This window comes from Streptoalloteichus hindustanus (genome assembly GCF_900129375.1).
Classification (GTDB): domain Bacteria; phylum Actinomycetota; class Actinomycetes; order Mycobacteriales; family Pseudonocardiaceae; genus Streptoalloteichus; species Streptoalloteichus hindustanus.
Map to the genome: position 1 here is coordinate 1 of NZ_FQVN01000023.1, position 17246 is coordinate 17246.

Here is a 17246-nt window from a genome sequence, read left to right on the forward strand (position 1 = left end):
CTGTGCTGTGGTGCGGGTGGGGCGCGGATGTGGATGGAGGAACGGGTCGGCAAACGCATCAACCTGGAACGGGTGGACGAGGCGTTGGGCACCGGGCCGTCCAAGATCGCCACGGGGTGTCCGTTCTGCCGGGTCATGATGACCGACGGACTCACCACACGACAGAACGAGAAGGCCGCACCGGAGAGCGTCGAGGTGCTCGACGTCGCCCAGCTCCTCCTGACCGCCGTCAAGCGCGGCCAGGAGAGCCCGAAGCCGGCCGAGGTCGCCGAGGCGACCGCCGGCGACTGACGCCAGGGCGAACGCGACCGTGAGGGCCGCGGCCGGGACACCGGCCGCGGCCCTTCGGCGTTCCGGGGAAAACGGGTTGACGGGCGTTGCTAGGGTTTTCCAACGTCAGGCTGTAGCCGAATCTGGGAGCAGCACGTGCTCATCAGCGAGGACGACATCTCGGAGTGATTCCGGGAGTTCCGCGGTCCTGGAACTCGTGACGCCCCGCGCGTCCGCACCGAGAACGCGATCACGCGCCGGTGTTGGTTCCGGTCATCCGCGCACCGGTCGTCGCCGCTGCCCGTTCCGCCCCTGACCTCTGACGTCCGCCACTCGTGACGTCCAGGCGCGCGCCGGTGCGGCGCTGTCGGCGATGGCCCCCCCCGTCCAGCCCCTCCCCCGCTGGCGCTGTCCACCCGCGCCTGCCCGCACTGCGAGGACGCCATGCAAGATCCCGCCATCGTCTGCACCCACCTCACCTTCCACTGGCCCGACGACACCCCGCTGTTCACCGACCTGTCCTTCGCCGTCGGCGTCGGCCGCACGGGTCTGATCGCGCCCAACGGCGCCGGCAAGAGCACATTGTTGCGGCTAGTGGCCGGCGAGCTCGCCCCGACCGCCGGCTCGGTCGCCGTCCAGGGCGAGCTGGCCTACCTGCCGCAGACCCTGCCGCTGGTCATGGACCGGACCGTGGCGGAGGTCCTGGAGATCGCCCCCGTCCTCGCGGCGCTGCGCGCGATCGAGTCCGGCGACACCGCCGAGGAGCACTTCTCCATCGTCGGCTCGGACTGGGACATCGAGGACCGCGCGCACGCCGCGCTGGCCAGGCTCGGCATGGCCGACGTCGACCTGGACCGTCCACTGGGGACACTCAGTGGCGGCCAGGCGGTTTCGCTCGGCCTTGCGGCGCAACTGCTCCGGCAGCCCGACGTGCTCCTCCTCGACGAGCCCACCAACAACCTCGACCTCGACGCCCGCGAGCGGCTGTACGCGGTGGTGGAGGAGTGGCGGGGCTGCCTGCTGGTCGTCAGCCACGACCGGGCGCTGCTCGACCGGATGGACCGGGTGGCCGAGCTCGGCCCGGACTCCGTCCAGCTCCACGGCGGGAACTTCACCGCCTACCAGGAGGCGGTCCAGCGGGAGCAGGAGGCCGCCGAGCAGGCCGTGCGCACCGCGCAGGCCGACCTGCGGCGCCAGCGCAGGGAGGAGCGCGAGGCCAGGGAGCGCGCCGAGCGCCGGGCGGGCAACGCGCGGCGGAACCAGGCGTCGATGGGCCTGCCGAAGATCGTCGCGGGCACGTTGCAGCGCAGGGCGCAGGAGTCCGCCGGGCGCTCGGCGGACGTGCACGCCCAGCGGGTGGCCGAGGCCAGGACCCGGTTGGCCAGCGCCAGCCAGCGGATCAGGGACGAGGACCGCATCACCGTCGCCCTGCCCGCCACCAGGGTTCCCGCGGGCAGCACCGTGCTGACCTGCGAGGCGGTCAACGTCGGTCTTGGCGCTGTGCCCCGCGTGTTCGGTCAGGACGGCTTCGACCTGTCCGTTCGCGGTCCCGAGCGCGTCGCCCTGGTCGGCCCCAACGGCGCCGGCAAGTCCACGCTGCTCCGGCTCGTCCACGGGACGCTCACGCCGGACTCGGGCACGATCCGCAGGGCGGAGGGCCGGGTGGCGCACCTGTCGCAGCGGCTGGACCTGTTGCGTCCGGAGTGGACGGTGCACGAGAGCCTGCGCCGGTTCGCCCCGGAGCTGTCGGAGACCCAGCTCCGGCACCGGCTCGCCCAGTTCCTCTTCACCGGCGACCGGGTGCGGCTCCCGGTGGCGGCGTTGTCCGGCGGGGAACGCCTGCGGGCAACGCTGGCCTGCGTCCTGAACGCCGAGCCCGCCCCGCGCCTCCTCCTGCTGGACGAGCCGACCAACAACCTCGACCTGGTCAGCGTCGAGCAGTTGGAGAGCGCCCTCAACGCCTACGAGGGGGCGTTCCTCGTGGTCAGCCACGACCGCGCGTTCCTGTCGGCGATCGGCGTCACCCGCTGGCTGGAGCTGCGGGACGGCGCGCTCCGCGAGATCGATCCCCCGGACGCCTGAACCGCCGGCGGTGGCGGGTGGTCCTGGCGACGCGGCGGCGGAGCCGGGGCCACCCCCAGCCCTCAGTCCACAGTCCACTGTAGACAGATGGGCGACGGAGCGGTCAGTCGCCGGACTCGATCTCGTCGAGGAGTTCCCGGATCTGGGTGACGAGCCGGCGGTGCCCGGCCGGCGCCACGGTCAGCCGGGCGCCATCCCGGTGGAGCCGGCGGACCTGGGCGTAGCGCCCCCTGGCCGTGTCGTGGAACCCGACCACCCGGGGGGCGCGGCGCGACGGCCCGTAGGCGTCGTCCACGCTCGCGCCGAACTGCCCGAACCAGCCGACCCCCTCCAGCATGCGCACCAGGGCCCGCGCGGTGGTCACGGACTCGCCCCGCTCGGCGAGTTTCTCCGCGAGCGCGCGGGGATCGTCCGCGCAGGCGTCGACGGCCGCGTCGAAGACCTCCGCCCGCACCGACAGCGCGTCGCCGGGGCCGGCCGGAACCGGTCCGGCCAACGCGACGAGCTCGTCCACCACGCGGTAGTCCCGCAGGATGGTCAGGCGCACGTCGTTCCCGACGCGCACGGCCAGCGCCCCGACCTCGCCCCGCACGGCCGCGACCGCCCGCACGAGCTGGTCGAGCCACAGGTGGGCGTCGACCGACCAGTGCCAGTGGGCCAGCAGGTCGAGGGCGTGGTCCAGGTCGGTGACCGGGCCCCGGTGGTCGGCGAGCCCCCGCTCCCGCAGGGCGGTCAGGGCGTGGGTGCTGACCCGCTGTCGCTCCTCCCAGGTCCGGCCGGGGCTGGGCAGGTCGAGCTGGGGCGGGGACTCGCCGAGCCGGAGGTACTCCCAGCACACGTCCATCTCGGCGGCCGTCAGCACCATCGACGCGGCGCCGCCGACGCCGGTCACGGCCGGGCCACCCGGCGGGGTCGGCCCGAGGTCGTCGGGGTGACGGCGGGCGCCGGCTCCCCGGGGCCCGGTTCGCCGGGTGCGGCGCCCCGCCGGCCGCCGCCCGAGACCGGGGTCGGGGTCGGGATCGCGCCGCGGTCTGCCTGGTCGCGGTGGCGCACGACCCGACGATCCGGGAGGCCGGGACGGGACGGCGCGTCATCCTCCTCGGGCGGCTGGATCACCTCGCGGAGCGCGGCGGAGCGCCGAACGGGACAGTCGCCCCGGTCCGGCGTCGCGCCCTGGTCACCGAGGTCGTGGGACTGGTCGTCGGGTACGGCCACCACGACCAGCGGTGGCGCCGCCGGCGCCGAGGGGATGGCCTTGAGATCGGAACGAACCGCGTTCTCGTACGTCTGCAGGGCCAGGTTCGCCGCGCTGTCGCGGGCGCGGTTCCGCCGCGCCGCCTCCCCCAGGTCGGTGCGTCCGCTGGCCACGGCGGCGAACCCCCGCAGACCCGCCGCGCCGTTCTCGCCGAGGAGGCAGGCGGCCGTCTCGACGGGCTCCACGCCGCCGGTCACCTCGTCGAACCGGTCAGCGAGATCGCGAAGCCTGGCCCGGGAGGCCCCGCTCGCGTCCCCGCTCCCGACGCCGGCCCCGGCGTCCGCCAGGTCCCTCGCCCACGCCGGGTCCCCGGACAGCGCGGACGCCAGGACGCCGGCCACCGGTGCCGGCCACTCCGAGCCGATCTCCCGGAACGCGGCCCGCAGCACGGCGTCCGACGCGGCCATCCGCCGGCCGATCTCCCGTAACGCGAGATCGGCCGCGCGCAGAGCTCCCGCTCCCGGCCCCGAGCGGAACCAGTCGTGCTTCTCCCGCAACGAGAAGCCCTCGAACCGGTGGAACCGAATCTCCGGCCCGTCCACGAGACCCCCTACTCCACGACGGTCGCCGCGAGGAACGCCTCGGCGCCGTCGTCCGCGGACCGCCCGGCGAACAGCGGGGACGACGCGGCGATCTCCGCCTCCGTGTAGCCGTACTTCCGCGCGACGGTGGCGAGTTCGGCCGCCGCGGCGAGGAGGTTGTCCGTGTACTGCCAACATCGCATGAAGTACGAGTCGTCGGCGTCCCGCAGCCGGTGCGTGAAGGCGGCCGCGGCGTCGCGGGACACCAGGTCGTCGGCCAGCGGCGGGATCTCCAGGCCACGGGCCATGACGGTCAGGAACGCCCGGAGCTCGTTCGCCTCTCGGAGCAGGACCGCCCGGGCGTGCAGGACGTTGTCGCGGCGCACGCAGAGCGTCCGCCCCGGACCCGGCGGGGAGTCCGAGTCGTTCTGGCCGTTCCGGTCACCGGATTCGAGGCACGTCACGCGTACTTCCCCCTTGATGTCGACGCGGGACGACAACACTGACCGTATCAAGCTCCTCACTGCAAGTGTTCGCAACGGGGGTGCCTCCCCACGATCACCCGATTGGACGGAATGCGATGGGCAAACCCGGCCGGCGGCGGCGAAACCGCTGGCCTGACCGGGTCTGGCGCGCACATCGCCCCCGTCGCTCCGATCCACCGCTGGTGCCCAGTGAACGACTGGGATGACGAAGTCGACGCGGTGGACGAACACTCTCTTCGCAAAAACGTCCCGATTGCTGCACACGTACGAAAAGAGATGTGACAGTAGGAGCAGTTTTCCCGCCCACCGACAGGGCTACTCGTGATTGGGGGGCGAGGGGCGGGCTCGGCGCTCCTCTCCTCCCGGCGGCGCCGCATTCCGCCGCGGCCCCTCGCCTGGCTTCGGGGTGAAGGCGCGCACCCGAGGCGTCACGCCCGTTCCGGCGCCGTTTCCGGCTGTGCCGAATCGATGCCGGGCACCGGCTTCCCGCGCATCGCGAGCCAGTACGCGAACCCCGAGACGCCGAGCCCGAGGAGCCACGCCACGTCGGCTCCGCCCAGCGCTGGCGCGACGAAACCGGTGAAAACCCCGGGGACGTTGGCGAACGGGATCTGGACGAGCACGCCCAACGCGTAGGCCGCCAACGCCGGCACGCACCACCGGCCGTAGACGCCGTCCGGGTCGTAGATCGCCGCGAAGTCGTACCGCTCCTTGCGGACCGCGTAGAAGTCCACGAGGTTGATGGCGCTCCACGGGGTGAGGAAGTAGAGCAGGAACTCCAGGAACAACACGAAGTTCCGCAGGAAGTCGCCGCGCCCGAGAATCGCCACCGCGCAGCCGAGGACGGCGACGAACACGATGTAGGAGATCCGCGCCGGCCGCGAGAGCGCGGCCCGGCGGGTGAACGCCGTGAGGGTCGTGGCCACCGACATCGAGCCGCCGTAGATGTTGAGCACGTTGACGGTGAACTTGCCCAGGGCGACGGCCAGCAACAACGGCACGACCAGCGCCTCCGGCCCGAGGCCGACGATGTAGGCGACCTCGTTCCCCTTGAACGCGCTGCCCGCCACGGCGTAGGCGAGGGCGCCGAACGACATCGCCCATCCGGCGCCCAGCACGGTTCCGCCGTAGGTCCACCAGAACGCCGCCCGCACCGAGGTCGACGACGGCAGGTACCGGGAGGTGTCGGCGACGTACGGGCCGAAGGTCAGCTGCCAGGAGGCGGTCAGGGACACCGCGAGCAGGAAGGCGGGGAAGTCCAGGTGCGGCGCGGCGAGCACCGCGCCGACGTCCCTGGTCGTCACCAGCCGCACGGACAGGTAGACGAACACGACGACCGACAGGGCCGAGGCCACCCAGCCGAAGCGGTGGATCAACCGGTAGCCGACGATCGCGATCAGCGCGGAGAGCCCGGCGTAGAGCACGATGCTCAGGTCGACCGGCAGCCGGGTGACGCCGGCGACCGCCTGCCCGCCCAGCACGCTGCCGCTGGCGAAGAAGCCCAGGTACATCAGGACGACCAGGACCAGCGGCAGCGCCGCCCCGAAGACGCCGAACTGCGCCCGGCTCTGGATCATCTGCGGCACGCCCAGCCGGGGGCCCTGCGCGGCGTGCAACGCCATCGGGACGCCACCGGCCGCGTTGCCCAGCACCACCGCCACGATCGCCCACAGCGGGTGCAGCCCGACCACGACGGTCAACGCCCCGGTGACCGCGGAGGTGATCTGCATGTTCGCCGCGAACCACAGGCTGAACAGACTGCTGGGGTGTCCGTGTCGCTCCGACTCCGGAACCGGGTCGATGGACCGCCGCTCGACCTCCCACGCCACGTCACCGGCCATGACGCACCTCCCTCACTCGGATGAAGGTCCATTCCGGACCAAGCGACACCCGAACGGAAGTGGCGTGGCTCACTTGCCGTCTCGCATCCCAGACCCGGACCAGGGACGGTCCGGAATGTCGGCTACGGGCGGCGAGGACCGGCCGACGCCGGTCAGGACCGGAGGTAGCGCAGGACGGCGAGCACCCGGCGGTGGTCGTCCTCGGACGGCGGCAGGCCCAGCTTCGCGAAGATGTTGGTGACGTGCTTCTCCACCGACCCGCCGCTGAGCGACAGCTCCCTGGCGATCGCCGCGTTGGACCGCCCCTCGGCCATCAGGGCCAGCACGTCCCGCTCCCGCGCGGTCAGCGTCTCGACCGTCGACGACCGCGCGCTGGCGCGCAGCAGCCGGGTCACCACCTCGGGGTCGAGCACGGTCTCCCCCGCCGCGATCCTGGTCAGCGCGTCGACGAAGTCCCGCACGTCGGCCACCCGGTCCTTGAGCAGGTACCCCACGCCCTCGGACCGCGCGGAGAGCAGCTCGGCGGCGTACCGGGTCTCCACGTACTGGGAGAAGACGAGCACGCCGAGGCCGGGGTGCTCGGCGCGCAGCGCGATCGCCGCCCGCAGTCCCTCGTCGGTGTGGGTGGGCGGCATCCGGACGTCGACCACGACCACGTCGGGGCGGTGCTCGGCCACCGCCTCGCGCAGCGCGTCGCCGTCGCTGACCGAGGCGGCCACCTCGTGCCCCCGCCGGGTGAGCAGCTCGACGAGCCCGTCCCGCAGCACCACGGAGTCCTCCGCGATCACGATGCGCATGGTCTGCCGGTCCTCCCTCAGGTGTGCGAGGGCAGCTCCACGGTGACCACCGTGGGGCCGCCCACCGGGCTGTCGACCTGGATTCGCCCGTCCACCGTACGGGCCCGGTCGGCCAGCCCCGCGAGCCCGCTGCCCGAGCCGCCCGGGGCCGCGCCGCCGACCCCGTCGTCCTCGACCCGCACCCGGAGCAGCCCGTCGCGCTGCGCCACGTCCACCGCCGCCCGGCGGGCTCCGCTGTGCTTGGCCACGTTGGTGAGCAGCTCGGCGACGCAGAAGTAGGCGATGGTCTCGATCGCGGCCGAGGGGCGGTCCGGCACTTCGACGCGGAGCTGGACCGGGAGGGCGCTGTCGGCCGCCAACGTGGCCAGCGCGACGTCCAGACCGCTGTCGAGCACCGGGGGGTGGATGCCCCGCACCAGGTCGCGCAGCTCGGTGAGGGCGTCCTTGAGGCCCCGGTGGGCGTGGTCGACCAGCAGTCGGGCCTGGGCCAGGTCGGTCCGCCCGCCCTCGGTGCCTGGCGCCGCGGTGCCCAGTGCCTCCGTGTCCGGTGCCGCGGTGTCCAGCGCCGCGGTGTCCGAGGCCGCGCTGTCCAGCGCCTCCTTGGCCATGCCCAGTTTCATCGCCAGCGCCACCAGCCGAGCCTGCGTCCCGTCGTGCAGGTCGCGTTCGATGCGCCGCAGCTTCGCCGCGGCGTCCTCGACCGCGTGCGACCGCGCTTCCTCCAGGTCGCGGACCCGCTCGCTGAGCGTTGTCGGGCCGAGCAGACCGCGCAGCGGCACCCGGTCCAGCACCAGCACCCCGCGCGTGACCCAGGGCGCGGCCAGGAGCAGGACCGCCCCGACGCCGGCGAGCGCCAGCGCCTTGGGCCAGCTGTCGACCTCCGTGCTCGCCCAGGGCAGCCCGAGCCGCTGTCCGTCGGGCAGCAGCCACCACCAGCCCAGGTAGCTGGTGAAGAACAGGCCGTAGCCCCAGAAGACGACCGACAGGGCGATCATCACCAGCGCCACCGGCAGCTTGACCGCCAGGTAGGCCATCGCGCGCCAGCCAGCGGTGTCCCGCAGCCCGGCCCCCACCCAGCCCAGGAAGCCCCGGCCGCCGACGAGCGGCCGGGGCGGCGCGACCGAGACCCCCAGCAACCTGCGGGCCAGTCCACGGTGGACACCGCCGAGGCGGCGGGCGCCCCGCACGCCCGCCGAGAGCAACGGCATCCCGAGCGAGGTGATCCCGGTGACCAAGCCCAGCCCGACGGTGAGGAGCGCGTAGCCGAACCCGAGCACCGCGAGCGGGACGCCGATCACCAGGTAGAGGAACTCGGCGCCCGCCCGGCGGTGGAACGGGGCCCGCAGCAGACGCGCTCCCGCGCCGGCGAGCCAGCGGCCGATGTCGACGACGAGTGGCTGGGGCGGCGCCGACGACCCCGACGACGCTGTGGGCGCCGTCGACTGGGTGGGCAGGGCCGCGCTCATCGTCGTCTCCAGGCTGGCTAGTGGTGTTCGCCTGCTCAGCCTGCCGGAGCGCCGGCGGGTTGCCCATCCGGAAAACACCCTTTCCGACCCGGGGTTTTCCCCGACCCGAATTTCCGGGTTTCCGCAGGATGGCTGGTCACGACGGCCGCGAGCGGGGGACGACGCGGGGCTCAGGCCTCCTGGGTCAGCTCCACGTTCAGCTCGATCCGGACCGTGCGCCCGACCAGCAGCCCACCAGCCGGCAGCGGGCTGTTGCCGCTGACGCCGAACTCCTCCCGGTCGATCTCGGTGTACGCGGACAGGCACGCCTTCGTGCCGCCCCACGGGTCGCCGGCGGTGCCCAGGTGCTCGACGGTCAGGGTCACGGTCCTGGTCACGCCGCGGATCTCCAGCTCGCCGTCGATCTCGCCGCGGTCATCGCCGGTCAGCCGCACCCCCGTGCTCCGGAACCGCATCTCCGGGAACTGGTCGGCCTGGAGGAACTCCTCCCCGCGCAGGTGCTCGTCGCGCGCGGCGATCGCGGTGTCGACCGAGCCGGTCCGGACGACCGCCTCGACCGTGGACCGGCTCGGGTCCTCGTCGATCACGACGACGCCCTCGTAGTCGTTGAACCGTCCCCGCATGCGGCTGAACAGGTGCCGCACCACGAACTCCACGCTGGAGTGCGTCGGGTCGACCACCCACCGGCCGGGGGCGGGCGTGGTGGAGGCGGTGGTGGGAAGCGAATCGGTGGTCACTCGGGCTCTCCTCAGTGGTTCACACAGTCAGTTCACGTCTTGCACCGGGAGTGGCGCCCGGCCGGCCGGTGTCGGTTCGGAGTCCGGACCGGGGTCGGACCCGCCGCGCTCCGGGCGATCCTCGGCCCGTTCGCCGGCCGCCGCCCTGCCGCCCGGCCGGCCAGCTCCTGATCGTCGATCAAGGGCGGGACCAGCGCGTTCACCGCGCCCGGCCGCGCGTGCGCCACGGGAACGAAAATAACGGAGCGAAGCGCTCCGCAAAAGAGTCCGCGGCCGGAGAGACTTCTTCGTCACGTTCGTCCCGGCTCCGCGCGATGATCCTGACGACGGCCGGCGCCCGGCCGCGCGTCGAGCTCGGAGGTGTTCACGTGCCTGTTCCTCCCCATCCGCCGGCCCGGCGCGGGCGGATCGCCGCGCGCGTCGGCGCGGTCCTCGCCGCTGTCAGTTGCGCGCTCGGGCTCGCCCCCGGCGTCGTCGCGGGCTCCACGGAGGCGGTGGACGCGCTCGCCGACGCCGCGCCGACACCGGCGTTGTCGTGGTCCGACTGCGGCGACGGCTTCCAGTGCTCGCGGGCAAAGGTCCCGCTGGACTACCGGCGACCGGCCGCCGAGCACGTCGAGCTGGCCGTGATCCGGCTGCCCGCCACCGACCCCGGGCGGCGGGTGGGCTCGTTGTTCGTCAACTTCGGCGGCCCGGGAGCGTCCGGTGTGGACCGTCTGCGCGGCCGGGCGCGCTGGCCCTGGCTGTTCTCCGAGGAGCTGCGGGCGCGGTTCGACCTCGTGTCGTGGGACCCCCGCGCGGTGAGCCGCAGCTCGCCCGTGCGCTGCTTCGCCACCAGCGCCGAGCAGCAGGCGTTCTTCGCCTCGTTCCCGGAGATGCCCGGCGACCCCGCCGGCGAGCCGGCGTTCTACGCGCGGTCCCGCGAGCTCGTCGACCGGTGCCAGCAACGGGCGGAGCGCCTGCTGCCCCACATGACGACTGTCAACACCGCGCGCGACCTCGACCTGCTCCGCCGCGCGGTCGGCGAACGGCAGCTGACCTACCACGGCATCTCGTACGGGACCTACGTCGGCGCCGTCTACGCGAACCTGTTCCCCGGTCGCGTTCGGGCGTTGGTCTTCGACGGGTCGATGGACTTCCGGGGCAACGCGACCGGGCACGGGACCGACGGCGCCACCAAGCCGGTGGACGCGCGCCAGGACGTGGCGACCGGCATCGCCGAGACCTTCGACGCCTTCCTCCGCGAGTGCGCCAAGGCCGGCCCCCGCTGCGCTTTCTCCGCCGGGGACGTCCACGCGAAGTGGCGGACGCTGGCCGACCGCGCCCGACGCGCCCCGATCACCATCACGGAGCCGGACGGCACCGCGACGACCTACACGTACTCGCGGCTGGTCAACCTGGCGGCCGACCTCTCCGCACCGGACGACTGGCCGGGCATCGCCACCACGCTGCAACGGCTCCACGACGCCCCTGACCAGCCCACCGCTCCGCCGAAGGCGCCGGCCGGCGGCGACGAGCCGTACCTGAACAACCGCACCGAGGCGTTCCACGCGATCCAGTGCGCCGACAGCGTCGTGCCCAGGGACGAGGCGACCTACAGCCGACTCGCGGAGACCGAGGACGCCCGCGTCCCCCGCTTCGGTCGGATCGCCGTGTTCAACATGATGAGCTGCGCGTCCTGGCCGGCCCACGCCGTGCGGCCCTACCCCGGACCGTGGAAGCGGCACACCGCCAACCCGATCCTGGTCGTCAACAGCAGGTTCGACCCCGCCACCCCGCTCAAGGGCGCGCGGGACGGGCTCCACCAGCTCGCGCGAGCGCGGCTGCTCGTCGTCGAGGGCTCCGGGCACAGCACGATGCTCGTGCCGAGCACCTGCTCGGAACGGGTCCGGCGCGACTACCTCGTCAGCGGGACCCTGCCCCCACCGGACGCCACCTGCGGCGTCGACCGGGGCCCGTTCGACCCGAGGTGAGCCGGCGCGGCGCGCCGGGCGGCCCGGGTCACCGGCGCTCGGCGCGCTCCTCGTTCCACACCGGGCCGTCGCTCTCCCGCACGCGCGCGTCCGCGCCGAAGACGAGGAACCGGTCGAACGACCGGGCGAACCACCGGTCGTGCGTCACGGCCAGCACGGTGCCCTGGAACGCGGCGAGGCCGTCCTCCAGCGCCTGCGCGGAGACGAGGTCCAGGTTGTCGGTGGGCTCGTCGAGCAGCAACAGGTTCGCGCCGGCCAGTTCGAGCAGCAGGATCTGGAACCGCGCCTGCTGTCCCCCGGAGAGGCTGTCGAACACCTGCTGGGCCGCGCCCACGAGCTCGTAGCGGGCCAGCGCACGGCTGGCCTCCTCGCGCGGCATGCCGGCGCGGCGCTCGTCGCCGTGGAACAGGATGTCCAGCAGGGTGCGACCGGCGTACTCGGGGTGCTCGTGGGTCTGGGCGAACCAGCCCGGCCGGACCCTGGCCCCGAGCCGGGCCGAGCCCGCGTGCGCCACCGGGGCGATCTCGATCCCGCCCACCGGCCGGTGCTCCGGCTCCGGGTCGCTGCCGCCGGCCGCGAGCAGCCGCAGGAAGTGCGACTTGCCCGAGCCGTTGGCCCCGAGCACGGCGACCCGCTCGCCGTACCAGACCTCCAGGTCGAACGGCGCGACCAGGCCGGTCAGCTCCAGGTCCGCGCACACGACCGCGCGTTTGGCGGTGCGCCCGCCGCGCAGGCGCATGCGCACCTGCTGCTCCCTGGGCACCTCCTCCGGCGGCCCCGCCTCCTCGAACCGGCGCAGCCGGGTGAGCGCGGCCTGGTACCGACTGGCCATGCCGTCGTTGTAGGCCGCCTTCTGCTTGAGCGTCATGACCAGCGTCCTGATCTTGTCGTGCTCCTCGTCCCAGCGTCGGCGCAGCTCCCCGAGCCGGTCGAACCGGTCCCGCCGCGCCTGCTCGTAGCTGGCGAAGCCGCCGCCGTGGACCCAGACCCGGTTGCCCGCCGCGCCCAGCTCCAGGGTGGCGACCCGGTTCGCGGCGCGCGCCAGCAGCTCGCGGTCGTGCGAGACGAACAGCACCGTCTTGGGGGTCTCGCGGATCCGCTCCTCCAGCCACTGCTTGCCCGGCACGTCGAGGTAGTTGTCCGGCTCGTCGAGCAGCAGCACCTCGTCCGGGCCCCGCAGCAACGCCTCCAGCACCAGGCGTTTCTGCTCACCGCCGGACAACGTCCGCACCTCGCGGAACCGGGCCCGGTCGAACGGCGCGTGCAGCGCGGCGGTCGTGCACTGGTCCCAGAGCACCTCCGCCTCGTACGCGCCGGCGTCGGCGTAGTCGGCCAGCGCCTGCGCGTAGCGGAGCTGGGTCGCCTCGTCATCCCGCTCGATCATGGCCAGCTCGGCGTCGTCGAGCGCGGCGACCGCGACGCGCACCCGGGGCGGCGCGACCGAGACGAGCAGGTCGCGCACGGTCGAGTCGTCCCGGAAGTGGCCGACGAACTGCCGCATGACGCCCAGCCCGCCGGAGCGGGTCACCGCGCCCTCGTGCGGTTCCACATCTCCGGCGACGATCCGCAGCAGCGTGGTCTTGCCCGCGCCGTTGGGGCCGATGAGAGCCGTCTTGGCGCCCTCGCCCACCCGGAGCGAGACGTCGTCGAGCAGCGGTCTGCCGTCGGGTAGCGCGAAGCCAACGCGCTGGAGCTCGACATGGCCCATGAGTCCAGTCCAGCACTCGGGACAAACCGAATATCGCGTCGCCCACACCCCGCCAACTCCATGCGCACGCATAAGTTACCGTCGCGAACGAAATTGTGGAGACACACGACGGGGAGGACAGGATGCGGATTCTGCTGGTCGGCGCCTCCGGCACGCTCGGCAGCGCCGTGCACGCCGCGCTGCGGGACCGCCACGAGGTCGTCACCGCGTCCCGCACGGGCGCGGACCACTCGGTCGACATCACCGACGTCGCGTCGATCGACGCGCTCTACCGCGCGGTGGGCCGGGTCGACGCGGTCGTGAGCACCGCGGGCGCGGTGCCGTTCCGCCCGCTCACCGAGCTGACGCACGAGGACTTCCGCGCCGGCACGGCCGACAAGCTGCTCGGACAGGTCGAGCTGGTGCGCAGGGGCGTCGCCGCCGTGACGCCCGGCGGGTCCTTCACGCTGGTCAGCGGCGTGCTCGCGCACGACCCGATCCGCACCGGCGCGGTGGCCTCCCTGGTCAACGGGGCGCTGGACGCCTTCGTCGTGGCCGCCGCGATCGAGCTGCCGGAGGGACGGCGGATCAACGCCGTCAGCCCCACGGTGCTCACCGAGTCGGTCGAGAGGTACGGGGACTTCTTCCCCGGCTTCGAGCCGGTGCCCGCGCGCCGCGCGGCCCTGGCCTACGTCAAGTCCGTCGAGGGCGCCCAGACCGGCCAGGTCTACCGCGTCGGCTGACCACCCGGACCCGCGTCGGGACGTCTGGTGTCGAGGCGTCTGGTGTCGAGGCGGCGCCCCGGCCGGCCGATCCACTTGCCCCTGCCCCTGGGGCAGGGTCCACAGTGGACCTGTGGACGACGTGATCGGCATCGGCGACCTCGCGACCCGGTCGGGGCTCAGCCACAAGGCGTTGCGCCTCTACGACGCCCGGGGGTTGTTGGTCCCCGCGTCCGTCGACCCGACCAGCGGGTCCCGGCGCTACGGGCCGGAGCAGGTGGAGCGGGCGCGGCGGATCGGGCTGCTCCGCGGCCTCGGCATGCCGCTCACCGAGATCGCCGCGGTGCTGGCGCTCGACGGCGAGGCCGCCGCCCGCGCGGTCACCGCCTACTGGGACCGCGCCGAGGCCGACCACGCCGCCCGCCGCGCGCTCGTGCCGTACGCCCGGCACGTCCTGTCCGGACATGAGGACACGACCTACGAGGTCCACCAGCGGGACGTGCCGGAGCAGAAGGTGCTCCACCTCCAACGCCACGTCACCGCCAGCGAACTGCCGGCGTTCCTGGCCGAGGCGACCCAGTCGCTGTTCGCGCACCTGACGGCCGCCCACGCCACACTCTCCGGTCCTCTGTTCGCCGTCCACCACGGCATGGTCAGCGAGGACGCCGACGCGGTCGTCGAGGTCTGCGCGCCCACAACCGATCCGGTGGAGCCCGCCGGAAGCGTCGGAGTGCGGTGGGAGCCCGCGCACCGGGAGGCCTACACGGAGTTGACCAGGCGGCAGTGCGGCTATCCGGCCGTGGTGTTCGCCTTCGACGCGGTGGCGTCCTATTTGGACGGACAGGGGCTCGCCCTCAGCGCGTCCGCGAGGGAGATCTACTACCCCAACTGGGAAAGCGCCGCCGACGACGACCACGTCCTCGACGTCGCGTACCCGTTCCGCCCCTCGGCCAGCACATCCACCCGGTAGGTCGCCGATCCCCGGAGAGCGTCAGGCGCGGAAGCGCCCGATGATCTGGTCCGAGTAGCTGGCGAGCGTCCGGTCGGCCTGGTCGTGCATCAGGTACAGCGCGAACTGGTCGACGCCGATCTCGGCCAGCTCGGCGAGCCGGTCGACGTGGGCGGCGGCCGGCCCGAGCAGGCAGAACCTGTCCACAACGGAGTCGGGGACGAAGTCGGTCGACGGGTTGCCGGCCCGGCCGTGGTGGGCGTAGTCGTAGCCCTGTCGACCCTCGACGTAGTCGGTCAACGCCCTGGGCACCGGGCCCTCCGCCCCGTACCGCGCCACGAGGTCGGCCACGTGGTTGCCGACCATCCCGCCGAACCACCGCAACTGGTCGCGTTGGCGCGCCAGGTCATTGCCGACGTAGGCCGGAGCCGCCACGCACATGGTGATCTCCGAGGGGTCCCTGCCCGCCGCGCGGGCGGCCTCGCGCACCGAACCGATCGTCCACCGGGCGATGTCCGGGTCGGCGGTCTGCAGGATGAACCCGTCGGCCTGCTCTCCCACCAGCCGCAACGCCTTCGGCCCGTAGGCCGCCATCCACATCTCCAGTTTTCCGCCCCGCACCCAGGGAATGCGCACGGCCGTCCCGTGGTGCGCGACCTCCCGACCCTCGGCCAGCTCCTTGATGACCCGCATCGCCTCGGCGAGGGTGGCCAGCGACGCGGGGCGCTGCCCGATGACCCGCCGCGCCGAGTCCCCGCGCCCGATGCCGCACACCGTGCGGTTGCCGAACATGTCGTTGAGCGTGGCGAACAGCGACGCGGTCACCGACCAGTCCCGCGTGCTGGGGTTGGTGACCATCGGCCCGACGACCAACGACGACGTGTTCGCCAGGATCTGCGAGTAGATGACGAAGGGCTCCTGCCAGAGGACGCAGGAGTCGAACGTCCACCCGTAGCCGAAACCCCCGGCCTCGGCCACCCTCATCCGCTCCACGACCGCGCGCGCCGGCGGATCGGTCTGGAGCACGACACCGAACTCCACGGCCCCTCCCCCTCAGTTCAGGTACTGGCACAACGCCCGGTCGAGGAACCGACCGTGCCCCGGACTCCCGTGGTACGAACCGCGATCCACGACCACGCGCCCGCGCGAGAGCACCGTCTCCACGCGGCCGGTGATCTCCATGCCCTCGTACACCGAGTAGTCCACGTTCATGTGGTGCGTGCTCGCCGACAGGGTCTGCCGCGCGGTCGGGTCGTAGACGACGATGTCGGCGTCCGCGCCGGGCGCGATCACGCCCTTCCTGGGGTACAGCCCGAACATCCTGGCCGGCGTCGTGGACGTCACCTCCACCCACCGCGCCAACGACAGCTCGCCGGCCACCACGCCCTGGTGGATCAGGTCCATCCGGTGCTCGACCCCCGGCAGGCCGTTCGGGATCCGGGAGAAGTCCCCGCGCCCCAACTCCTTCTGCTCGGCGAAGCAGAACGGGCAGTGGTCGGTGGAGACCAGCGACAGGTCGTTGGTGCGCAGTCCCCTCCACAGTGGAGCCTGGTGCTCGACGGGCCGCAACGGCGGTGAGCACACGTACTTCGCGCCCTCGAATCCCGGCCGGGCCAGGTCGTCCAACGACAGGTACAGGTACTGCGGGCAGGTCTCGGCGAAGACGTTCTGCCCGGTGTCGCGGGCCGCCGTCACGGCGTCCAGCGCGGGAGCCGAGGACAGGTGCACGACGTAGAGCGGCGCCCTGGTCACCCTGGCGAGGGTGACCGCGCGGTGCACGGCCTCCGCCTCCAGCTCCGGGGGCCGGGTGAGGCCGTGCTGCACGGGATCGGCGCGCCCCTCGGCCAGGGCGCGCGCGACCAGTTCGTCGATCGCGATGCCGTTCTCCGCGTGCATCATGACCAGCGCCCCGTTGTCGGCCGCCCTGTCCATCGCACGCACGATCTCGCCGTCGGTGACGTAGAAGGCCCCGGGATAGGCCATGAACATCTTGAAGCTGGTCACCCCGGCCGCGACACAGGCGTCCATCTCCTTCAGCGTCGCGTCGTTGACGTCCGAGACGATCAGGTGGAACCCGTAGTCCACCGCGCAGTTCCCGTCGGCCTTCGCCCGCCACTTGTCCAAAGTGGACTGAAGCGACTCGCCTCGGGCCTGCACCGCGAAGTCGACGATCGTCGTGGTGCCGCCCCACGCCGCCGCGCGGGTCCCGGTCTCGAAGGTGTCGCTGGACTCCGTGCCCCCGAAGGGCATCTCCATGTGCGTGTGGGCGTCGACCCCGCCGGGCAGCACGTACCTGCCCCCGGCCTCGATCACACGGTCCGCGCCGGCCAGCCAGGACTCGGCCAGCCCGCCCGGAACGGCGAGCGCCGCGACGCGCTCGCCCTCGACGAGCACGTCGGCGTCCACCGCCCCGGTGGACGACAGCACGGTTCCACCACGGATCACGATGCGCACGGCGGGC

General features: G+C 73.1%; 15 protein-coding genes. 5 read left to right on the top strand and 10 right to left on the bottom strand.

What is annotated here, in order from left to right:
- Together BUE43_RS32130 and BUE43_RS32135 are read left to right on the top strand one after the other, a co-directional pair.
- A partial coding sequence (locus tag BUE43_RS32130) for a heterodisulfide reductase-related iron-sulfur binding cluster (protein WP_143174534.1) occupies nucleotides 1-291 on the top strand: 291 nt, incomplete at its 5' end.
- 423 nt (nucleotides 292-714) lie between these two features.
- A complete protein-coding gene (locus BUE43_RS32135) occupies nucleotides 715-2352 on the top strand; it encodes an ABC-F family ATP-binding cassette domain-containing protein (RefSeq protein WP_073490128.1) in 1638 nt (545 codons plus the stop codon).
- A 103-nt stretch (nucleotides 2353-2455) separates the two neighbouring features.
- Here the strand turns inward: BUE43_RS32135 and BUE43_RS32140 are convergent, their stop codons facing one another.
- From BUE43_RS32140 to BUE43_RS32170, 7 genes are all read right to left on the bottom strand, one after another.
- Nucleotides 2456-3244 (bottom strand): ESX secretion-associated protein EspG, encoded by a 789-nt coding sequence (locus tag BUE43_RS32140; protein WP_073490129.1) that lies wholly within the window; start codon nucleotides 3242-3244, stop codon nucleotides 2456-2458.
- Complete coding sequence (locus BUE43_RS32145; RefSeq protein WP_073490130.1) at nucleotides 3241-4149, bottom strand: hypothetical protein; 909 nt, start codon at nucleotides 4147-4149, stop codon at nucleotides 3241-3243. Before BUE43_RS32145 ends, BUE43_RS32140 begins: the two co-directional genes overlap by 4 nt.
- 8 nt (nucleotides 4150-4157) lie before the next feature.
- Complete coding sequence (locus BUE43_RS32150; protein ID WP_073490131.1) at nucleotides 4158-4592, bottom strand: hypothetical protein; 435 nt, start codon at nucleotides 4590-4592, stop codon at nucleotides 4158-4160.
- A 449-nt stretch (nucleotides 4593-5041) separates the two neighbouring features.
- Nucleotides 5042-6454 (bottom strand): purine-cytosine permease family protein, encoded by a 1413-nt coding sequence (locus tag BUE43_RS32155; RefSeq protein WP_073490132.1) that lies wholly within the window; start codon nucleotides 6452-6454, stop codon nucleotides 5042-5044.
- 152 nt (nucleotides 6455-6606) lie between these two features.
- Nucleotides 6607-7251 (bottom strand): response regulator, encoded by a 645-nt coding sequence (locus BUE43_RS32160; protein ID WP_073490133.1) that lies wholly within the window; start codon nucleotides 7249-7251, stop codon nucleotides 6607-6609.
- Between the two features lie 17 nt (nucleotides 7252-7268).
- Nucleotides 7269-8717 (bottom strand): sensor histidine kinase, encoded by a 1449-nt coding sequence (locus BUE43_RS32165; protein WP_083960401.1) that lies wholly within the window; start codon nucleotides 8715-8717, stop codon nucleotides 7269-7271.
- A 170-nt stretch (nucleotides 8718-8887) separates the two neighbouring features.
- Nucleotides 8888-9454, bottom strand: coding sequence for a YceI family protein (locus BUE43_RS32170; protein WP_073490134.1), 567 nt, complete (start codon nucleotides 9452-9454; stop codon nucleotides 8888-8890).
- Nucleotides 9455-9822: 368 nt separating this feature from the next.
- Here BUE43_RS32170 and BUE43_RS32180 point away from each other — a divergent pair, with 368 nt between their 5' ends.
- Nucleotides 9823-11427: an alpha/beta hydrolase gene (locus BUE43_RS32180; protein ID WP_234996042.1), complete on the top strand. Its 1605-nt coding sequence runs from the start codon at nucleotides 9823-9825 to the stop codon at nucleotides 11425-11427.
- Nucleotides 11428-11455: 28 nt separating this feature from the next.
- On the opposite strand, the gene BUE43_RS32185 is transcribed toward BUE43_RS32180, so the two are convergent.
- A complete protein-coding gene (locus BUE43_RS32185; protein ID WP_073490136.1) occupies nucleotides 11456-13135 on the bottom strand; it encodes an ABC-F family ATP-binding cassette domain-containing protein in 1680 nt (559 codons plus the stop codon).
- 122 nt (nucleotides 13136-13257) lie between these two features.
- Here BUE43_RS32185 and BUE43_RS32190 point away from each other — a divergent pair, with 122 nt between their 5' ends.
- Nucleotides 13258-13857 carry a short chain dehydrogenase gene (locus BUE43_RS32190; RefSeq protein WP_073490163.1) on the top strand — a complete coding sequence of 200 codons (600 nt, stop codon included), beginning with the start codon at nucleotides 13258-13260 and terminating at the stop codon, nucleotides 13855-13857.
- A 112-nt stretch (nucleotides 13858-13969) separates the two neighbouring features.
- Complete coding sequence (locus BUE43_RS32195) at nucleotides 13970-14806, top strand: MerR family transcriptional regulator (protein WP_073490137.1); 837 nt, start codon at nucleotides 13970-13972, stop codon at nucleotides 14804-14806.
- A 21-nt stretch (nucleotides 14807-14827) separates the two neighbouring features.
- Here BUE43_RS32195 and BUE43_RS32200 read toward each other — a convergent pair whose 3' ends face one another.
- Both BUE43_RS32200 and hydA read right to left on the bottom strand, forming a co-directional pair.
- Nucleotides 14828-15826 carry a TIGR03842 family LLM class F420-dependent oxidoreductase gene (locus tag BUE43_RS32200; RefSeq protein WP_073490138.1) on the bottom strand — a complete coding sequence of 333 codons (999 nt, stop codon included), beginning with the start codon at nucleotides 15824-15826 and terminating at the stop codon, nucleotides 14828-14830.
- Between the two features lie 12 nt (nucleotides 15827-15838).
- Nucleotides 15839-17239 carry a dihydropyrimidinase gene (gene hydA, locus BUE43_RS32205; protein ID WP_073490139.1) on the bottom strand — a complete coding sequence of 467 codons (1401 nt, stop codon included), beginning with the start codon at nucleotides 17237-17239 and terminating at the stop codon, nucleotides 15839-15841.
- Between the last annotated feature and the right edge of the window lie 7 nt (nucleotides 17240-17246).